The organism is Methanobrevibacter sp., assembly GCF_017431965.1.
Lineage (GTDB): Archaea > Methanobacteriota > Methanobacteria > Methanobacteriales > Methanobacteriaceae > Methanocatella.
Window position 1 is genome coordinate 1 of sequence record NZ_JAFRKB010000074.1, and the last position, 7,504, is coordinate 7,504.

Consider the following 7,504-nt stretch of genomic DNA (forward strand, 5'->3'; position numbering starts at 1 on the left):
AGTTCATCACATTTGTATATAATTGCAATCTTGGCCATTATTGTATCCACACAATCGACGGCATATGAAAGGTCTTTTGTAATGATGTCGGTTTGTGAATCTGCCATGTAAAATTCCTTATGAACTTCAACATTTGCATTTGGATTAATCTCCAGGATTCTTTCTTTCATCAGCTCGGCTTTATATTTGCCGATTGTTTTTGTTGTTGCAATCAACTGTCTGTTTATGTTGCTTTCGTCTATTTTGTCGTAGTCCACCAAAATAAAATTGCCTATGCCGCTTCTTGCAAGTCCTTCACAAACAAATGAACCTACTCCTCCAATACCAAAAACAGCAACTTTAGCATTGGCTAATTTTTTCATTCCATCATTTTCAATCAACATTTCTGTTCTTGAAAACTTTTCATCCATATTCACTCACCAAAAAATTTAATTTAATTTAATTATTTATATAATAATTGAAATCGGATAAATAAAAACTTATGCAATATCAAATTGGGGATTTTCATGATAATAGATACTCATTGTCACATTTATAATAGTGAAATGGAAAATGCAGAGGGAATAATAAAAGAAGCTGCAAAAAATGATATAGGTTTAATATTGAATGGCACAGATCCTCTAAGCAATAAAGAAGTATTGGAGTTATCACACAGATATGAAAACGCTTATGCAGCTTTAGGATATTTTTACTCATTTGCAGATGAAATAACGGACGAGGATATTTCTTTATTGGATGAACAGCTCAATAATGAGAATGTAGTTGCAGTAGGTGAGATTGGCATTGACTATTATCATACAAAAGACAATAAGGATAAACAAAAAGAATTATTTGAAAAAATGTTAAATCTTGCAGAAAAGCACAGCTTGCCTGTAATAGTTCATTCTAGAAAATCAACACAGGATACCTTTGATATATTAAAAAAACATGACGTGGTTGGTTCTCTTCATGCCTATCCGGGCTCAGCTGAGATGGCTCATGAATTTATTAAGTTGGGCTTCTACATAGGAATAGGCGGTCCGGTTACCTACGATAAGAATAAAAAAATTAAAAAAGTCCTTGAAAAAGTAGATATTAATCATATGCTTGTAGAAACAGATTCTCCATATCTAGCTCCGCAGGAAAAAAGGGGAGAAAAAAACAATCCTCTAAACTTAAAATATATTATAAGAAAATTGGCTGAAGAGTTGGACATGAGCGAAGATGATGTCATAAAGATAACTGGAGAAAATGCAAAAAGATTATTCAAAATATAGTTCTGAGTTGTGTAAATAGTTAAGTATGCCAACATTTTATTTTGTTTTAAACGAACAGTTCGCATTTTATTTAATTTTTATTTTCATGTTCAATATTTTACATATTATTTTAAACAAAATTAGTTTTTTAATTTTTAGTTATATTTATTAACCTAAAAATATTAAATATAGTTATATGTTTGGGGGATATTAAATGAGCAATCAAAAACCTATTCAAATTTTTTCAAATTCTAATGAAAACATTGGAGTTAATGTTATAAAAAGTCCAGTAAAACTTACAATTCTAGAAATGCTCAGAGATAGAGATATGGAGTTTGATGAAATTGTCAGCAATACAGGAAAATCAAAATCAACAGTATCTGTTCATCTTAAAAGTTTAAGGGAAAGCGGAATCATATCATATAAATTGCATCCTGTAGACAATAGAAAAAAAATATTCTTTTTAAATTCTAAATATATAGGTTCAGTAGATATTTCAGAACCTAAAGAGATTGAAGAAACTCAGGCTGATTATTTAATAAAAAATATAGTTGATGAAGATGCAGAGTTTTCAACCTTATTGTTCCATACTCTAAAAGCCATGCTCATTCAGGAAGGAATCAATATAGACCCGATTCTGCAGTCTACAGGTAACAGTATAGGCAGATCTATCTTTGATAAATTATATGATGATGATTTGGATATTTTCATGAATAATCTCGCCGAATTTTGGCAAAGAAAAGGATTAGGCAGACTAACTTTTGATGTTGGTCAAATTATTAAAATTACAACCTATGACTGTTTTGAATGTGGATTGCTTCCTAGAACCGGAAAACCAGCTTGCTTTTTAGACACCGGTATTTTTGAAGGTCTATTCACAGAATTTTTCAATCTCCCAGTCAGTGTCATTGAAACTCAATGTTATACAATGGGAGATGAAAAATGCGTATTTGAGGTAGAACCTCTTGGCATTAAATCCAACTAATCATCTTCAAATTGGATTATTGTAGTTGTAAGATAAGGTTTTTCATTTGAAAAGCCTTCAATAATCTTTTCATTTTCACGTGTACAGTTTTGAACTGAATATATTTCTTTATTTCTTTCTTTTTGCTCAATTGTCGCTTCTAGTTGTGAAGTATTTCTTGATGCTTTCATTAAAACAACCGAATCGCTGTATTCAAGGACTTGTTCCAATCTGTCATCAATTTTAGGAACGATAGTTAAAATCTGATTCTGTTCAACTAAAGCTTTATTTCTGGTTGCTGCACAGGCGGTGAATGATGTAATGCCTGGAATTGTTTCAATTTCGTATTTTCCGGCTAATTTCTTTTGAACATAAGAATAAGTACTGAATACTGAACTGTCTCCAAGGGTAATGAATGCCACATCTCTTCCGCTATCTAAATATTGTGCTATCATTTCAGATGCACTGGTCCATACTTTTTCAAGTTCTTGTTTGTCTTCAATCATTGGAAATATTGGTGCAACAATCATTAATCTTTTATAGTCTTCTCTTTCTTCGAGTATTGGTCTAATAATAGATAATGCAATACTGTCTTTTTCTTTTGAGGATTTTGGTGAAAAAATAACAGGAACCCTTTTTAAAACTTTTGCCGCTTTTAAAGTAAGCAATTCTGTATCTCCCGGTCCAACACCAATTCCAATCAATTTTCCTTTTTTCGCCATATTATCACTTTGTATAACAATATTTTATTTAAAATATTTCTTTTCAAATGCTCTTCCTATAATTTATTTATATTATCCTAACTAATATATTTTTAATGTCAAATTCTATGTTTTGTCCAAATTGCGGAATGTTAAAAAGTAACTGTACTTGTGGAAATTCAAGTAATAATAAGTCTAAAGGTCCAACTAATCTGTTTAGTTTTTCTAAACCTAGAACATCATCTATTTTGGATGATGAGATTCCTGAAGTCTATTCAGTTGATAATCATAAGTTGGATGAGGGAACTGCAGCTTATCTAAAGGAAATTCACCCTTCAATAGATGATGAAATAATTGAAAATTTCCCATTTCCGGAGCCTAGATTGGGTCAGCTGGAAATTATACAGGACATTAACGATGCAATCAGGAAAGGCTATAAATATATTATTCTAGAAGCGGGAACCGGAACAGGAAAATCAGCTATTGCAACAACCCTTGCTAAAATGTATGAATCTGCATATATCTTAACAATGACCAAACAATTGCAGGCCCAATACTCTAATGAGTTTGATTTTCCTTTAGTTAAAGGTAGAGGTAATTTTGCCTGTTTGAATGATAATCTGGAGACAACATGCGATATGGGGGCCTGTAAGACAACACCAACTTCAAGTAACTTTTTCTGCAGATATGGAATTGCTAAAAATCCGACATTGGATGCGGAATTGGCATTCGAAGATTCATTTGGGGGTGCGGTATTTTACCAGTCACCTAGTCACTGCCATTATTGGAATCAAAAAGCCAATGCAATCAATTCTCCGATTACATTAATGAATTATGACTACGCAATTGTTGAGCTGAATTATGTAAAACATTTCTCTCCAAGATCTTTACTGATATTGGATGAGGCTCACAACATTGAAAATAAATTAATGGCTACAATGGAAGTTACCTTGTATAACAGAACTTTGGAAAAGGACATAAGTAAACGTATTTCAGATGAAACTTTAAAAGATGGTGAACTTCCTGACTGGAAAATGGAGATAAATGCTATCCGTGAAAGCTATGAGGATATAGACTTAAAGGATGTTGCTAAAAATAAGGCGGATAGAATCAGGTCAACAATCGCCAGACTAAAAACACTTAGCAATAATCTGGAAAAGGAACCTAAAAACTGGGTTATTGATGCTGATGAGACAGGTGTTGTCTTCAAACCGTTAAGGGTCCATCATTATGCTAAGGATAACTTATTAAAATATGGGGATGTCGTTATTTTTATGAGTGCAACAATCCTTTCACATAAGATGTTTTCCAAATGGCTAGGCCTAAATCCTAATGAAGTTTATCATATTAAGGTGGACAGTCCATTTACAAAAGAAAAAAGGCCTATAATCCTTGATTTAGCTGGAAAAATGTCAGCTAATAGAATAAAAAATACTGCTCCGAAAACCATCCCTATACTTCAGGAAATTCTTAAAAAGCATGAAGGCGATAAAGGGTTAATTCACACTCACAGTTATAAATGTCAACAGTATATTCTTAATAACTTATATAATTCAAGATTGATTTCTCATTCATCAAAAAACAGGGAGCAGATTCTAAATTTCTTTGAAAAGGATGAAAATCCATTGGTATTGGTTTCACCTTCAATGAGTGAGGGTGTGGACTTGCCTTATGATAAATGCAGGTTCCAGATAATTTATAAAATGCCATTCCCATATCTTGGTGACAAACAGGTTAATATGAGAATGAAACGGGATAAGAAATGGTATGCTTATAAGACTGTAATGACATTAATGCAGGCTTACGGTCGTGGAATGAGGGCCGAAGATGATTCATGTTACACATACATTATTGACAGCGATATTAACATGTTATTTAAAAGTCCGATGTACAGATCATTGATTCCTGACTTTTTTAAGGAAGCTGTTGTTCGAGTTAAAAAGTAGCGGACCTGGAGGGATTTGAACCCCCGATCTCAGGATCCGAAGTCCTGCGTCATATCCTGACTAGACTACAGGCCCAAAATTTAAAATGATTTTATTTTTCTGTTTTATCTTCACCATCTATGGAAATGATTGGAATATCATCAATATCTTCAACTTCAGCGAAAATATCATCAATAGACTCATAATCACGAACAACCTGTTCATATTCAAGTTCTTCAATTTCTTCAGCGGTTAAACCTTTTTTATCTTCTGGTTTTTCACGTGCTGGAGGAATTTTATCAAGTTCCTCTTGAGTCGGTGGTGCTGGTTTTTTTGGTGCTGATGGTCTTTTAAGTTTGTTTTTAATGTCTTTAATATTAAATTCACCAATTTTGTAAGATTCCTTGTCTAATGGAATGTTACTTTTGGGGATGATTTTTTCTTCTTGTTCTTTTTTGGTTTTGGAAGATTCATCGTCATCATCCTTATCAACGGAATTTATATTATTTGAAATTCCTTCCAGAGGATTAAATCCTAAAACCTTAATTAATCCATAGATTAATAATAATAGTCCAAATATGAAAAATATAACGGATATAAAGTTTGTTTCACCTGAAACAACATTATCTATGACTCTGTCACTACGTGATGAGAAAACAAATGCGCCGACAGCTATCAGTATCAATCCTAAAAATGCACTAACAAGTGCCAAAACAGGGGTTCTGCCAACTTTTGCATTAATCAGGTTGTCAAAACTTTCACTCATGTCACTAGTGAAATCATCAAACATGTCTTCAGATTCATATTCTTCATCTTCTTCGGATGATTCTTTTTCTTTTGGTGTATTGATTATGAATTCATCGTCAATAGGGGTTTCTTCTAAATTAATGGCATATGGGTTATCATCATCCGGATGATAAATGAATTCATCATCTATTTCATAATCTCCGTTTTCGTGATTTTCGTTGAGATAGTTAATTAATTCAGCATCTTCTTCAACATCATCACTAACATCATTGACCTCGCTGGTTGTCACGTTGTCAATCATATCTTTAAGATTAGAAATCCTATGCTCTTTTTCTTTAGAATCTTTCATAAAACACCCTCTTAATCATATGCTCTCCATGTATGTTTACATTTAGAACATTTAAAAATTCGGGTTGGAGCTTCATCAGCACTACGGGTTTGAATTAATTTATAAGTAGCTTTATCATGTCCGCATTCAGGACAGGTTTCATTTACGGTAGGGCCAACTTCAATATCTTCTCCAAGCATTTTAACATTATCTTTAGCTTCTATATCTTTAGAAACTTTGTATTTGTTATCATTTGATAAATCTTTAGAATATCCGCATTTGCATTCTAATTTACCATCCTTTGGAAATAACATAGCTCTACAATTGGGACAAAATTCCATTTAACTCTCCTCTATTAATTTTTTTATAAATACTCTATATAATCATAAATTATTTTTTTAAATTATTTAAATATATAGCATCATATGCTCTTTTTTACGGTTTTTAAGCAATCGTTAATAATTTTTTCATGGTCAAAAGCAATATTTATTTCATCCAGTTTTTCTAGTGAAAATATTGCAATGTCACTTGCATCGCTGTCAGCTTTTTTTTCACTGATGTCTCCTTTTGCTGTGTAAACTATTGTCACGGTATGTCCTCTCGGATCTCTATCTGGCTTGGAATAGACATTAACCAGGTCTTTAAGAGTAACATCAATGCTGGTTTCTTCTTTTGCTTCTCTAATGGCTGCAGTTTCAACGGTTTCGCCATATTCTACAAATCCCCCAGGCAACGCCCAACAATCCTTATAAGGTTCATTTTTTCTTTTAATTAAAATGAAATCAAGATTGTCATCAAAAATAAAGATATCAGTTGTTAATGAAGGAATTTTGTAATTTGCCATCAAATCACATTAAAAAAATAATAGTGAAGCTATAAAGCTTCGTCAATAAGTTTTTTAAAGTCAGTACTTTCTTTTTGGAGTTCTTCAGCTGCTTTTTTCAAGACAACTCTTGGTCTTTTTCCTCTTTTTGTTTTGATTGTCATTTCTGGTTTTCCAGTTAGAGGGTGATCAATATTGTAAACAGCATATTCAACGTCCGGATCCTGCATTAAAATGTGTCTTAATGCATTGCAAACTCCATGACTTTCATCTTTTACAATAAATGTTAATTCTAAAGTTTTATCTTCAATAATTTCAATATTTTCCATTTTATCAACCTAATTAATCATTAATGTAGTTTTTAGAAACTTTACGCCTTTCTTTTTTATTACAAGTATTACATTGAAGTTCATTTTCCTTTGAGGTAGTGTGCATATAATCTCTGCAGCGTGTACACATTGCCTTAAGCACTCCGCAATCCTCATCAACGGTACCTAAATCAACATTATCTCCTGTAATTTTTACTACTTTAGCTTGGATAATGTCTCCTATTCTAAAAGCGTCTGATAATTTTTCTAGATAATCTTTTTTAGCTTGAGATATATGGATTGCTCCCATATAAGGAAGAGCTAAAGGTCTTGCATTATCTTTAATGCATTCGATATTCACGTTTGCTCTTTGAGGTTTAATATCGGTAATCTGACCGTATACTATATCTCCAACTTTTAGAAGAGCTGGTTTTGCAGTACCCTCAACAGAAATAACCTTCATTTTTTGATTA

Annotated in this window: 10 protein-coding genes and 1 tRNA gene; 3 read left to right on the plus strand and 8 right to left on the minus strand. The window is 32.4% G+C overall.

Translation table 11 applies throughout. The features are described 5' to 3' along the window. Positions 1-410, minus strand: a 410-nt coding sequence (locus IJI93_RS10300; protein ID WP_292822707.1) for a ThiF family adenylyltransferase, incomplete at its 3' end; no start/stop codon positions are given. A gap of 96 nt (positions 411-506) precedes the next feature. On the opposite strand from IJI93_RS10300, the gene IJI93_RS10305 reads away from it, so the two are divergent. After that, positions 507-1,256, plus strand: a complete 750-nt coding sequence (locus tag IJI93_RS10305; RefSeq protein ID WP_292822709.1) for a TatD family hydrolase — start codon at positions 507-509, stop codon at positions 1,254-1,256. 193 nt (positions 1,257-1,449) lie between these two features. Continuing rightward, entirely contained in the window at positions 1,450-2,220 is a 771-nt protein-coding gene (locus IJI93_RS10310) for a V4R domain-containing protein (RefSeq protein WP_292816352.1), read from the plus strand. Here IJI93_RS10310 and cobI read toward each other — a convergent pair. Then, entirely contained in the window at positions 2,217-2,921 is a 705-nt protein-coding gene (gene cobI, locus IJI93_RS10315; protein WP_292816355.1) for a precorrin-2 C(20)-methyltransferase, read from the minus strand. The two genes, IJI93_RS10310 and cobI, sit on opposite strands and share 4 nt — an antisense overlap. Before the next feature lie 95 nt (positions 2,922-3,016). Here cobI and IJI93_RS10320 point away from each other — a divergent pair, with 95 nt between their 5' ends. Continuing rightward, the gene (locus tag IJI93_RS10320) at positions 3,017-4,846 is read left to right on the plus strand and encodes a helicase C-terminal domain-containing protein (protein ID WP_292816356.1); all 1,830 of its coding nucleotides are present in this window, start codon (positions 3,017-3,019) and stop codon (positions 4,844-4,846) included. On the opposite strand, the gene IJI93_RS10325 is transcribed toward IJI93_RS10320, so the two are convergent. The 6 genes from IJI93_RS10325 to IJI93_RS10350 form a co-directional block, all read right to left on the minus strand. After that, a tRNA-Arg gene (locus IJI93_RS10325) sits at positions 4,847-4,921 on the minus strand. 16 nt (positions 4,922-4,937) lie between these two features. Then, positions 4,938-5,921: a topoisomerase IV gene (locus IJI93_RS10330; RefSeq protein WP_292816358.1), complete on the minus strand. Its 984-nt coding sequence runs from the start codon at positions 5,919-5,921 to the stop codon at positions 4,938-4,940. 11 nt (positions 5,922-5,932) lie between these two features. Further along, positions 5,933-6,241: a transcription factor S gene (locus tag IJI93_RS10335; RefSeq protein ID WP_292816360.1), complete on the minus strand. Its 309-nt coding sequence runs from the start codon at positions 6,239-6,241 to the stop codon at positions 5,933-5,935. A gap of 80 nt (positions 6,242-6,321) precedes the next feature. After that, on the minus strand, positions 6,322-6,744 hold the full coding sequence (locus tag IJI93_RS10340) for an NUDIX hydrolase (protein ID WP_292816362.1): 423 nt from the start codon (positions 6,742-6,744) through the stop codon (positions 6,322-6,324). 29 nt (positions 6,745-6,773) lie between these two features. Continuing rightward, positions 6,774-7,052 carry a DNA-directed RNA polymerase subunit L gene (locus IJI93_RS10345; protein ID WP_292816364.1) on the minus strand — a complete coding sequence of 93 codons (279 nt, stop codon included), beginning with the start codon at positions 7,050-7,052 and terminating at the stop codon, positions 6,774-6,776. Positions 7,053-7,065: 13 nt separating this feature from the next. Next, the coding region (locus tag IJI93_RS10350) for an exosome complex RNA-binding protein Csl4 (protein WP_292822711.1) at positions 7,066-7,504 on the minus strand (439 nt) is incomplete at its 5' end.

What these genes read in the sequence shown, in the direction of transcription:
- IJI93_RS10330 (WP_292816358.1), bottom strand. Translation starts at nt 5,921, where the DNA reads ATGAAAGATTCTAAAGAAAAAGAGCATAGGATTTCTAATCTTAAAGAT.
- IJI93_RS10335 (WP_292816360.1), bottom strand. Translation starts at nt 6,241, where the DNA reads ATGGAATTTTGTCCCAATTGTAGAGCTATGTTATTTCCAAAGGATGGT.
- IJI93_RS10320 (WP_292816356.1), top strand. Translation starts at nt 3,017, where the DNA reads ATGTCAAATTCTATGTTTTGTCCAAATTGCGGAATGTTAAAAAGTAAC.
- IJI93_RS10345 (WP_292816364.1), bottom strand. Translation starts at nt 7,052, where the DNA reads ATGGAAAATATTGAAATTATTGAAGATAAAACTTTAGAATTAACATTT.
- IJI93_RS10340 (WP_292816362.1), bottom strand. Translation starts at nt 6,744, where the DNA reads ATGGCAAATTACAAAATTCCTTCATTAACAACTGATATCTTTATTTTT.
- IJI93_RS10310 (WP_292816352.1), top strand. Translation starts at nt 1,450, where the DNA reads ATGAGCAATCAAAAACCTATTCAAATTTTTTCAAATTCTAATGAAAAC.
- cobI (WP_292816355.1), bottom strand. Translation starts at nt 2,921, where the DNA reads ATGGCGAAAAAAGGAAAATTGATTGGAATTGGTGTTGGACCGGGAGAT.
- IJI93_RS10305 (WP_292822709.1), top strand. Translation starts at nt 507, where the DNA reads ATGATAATAGATACTCATTGTCACATTTATAATAGTGAAATGGAAAAT.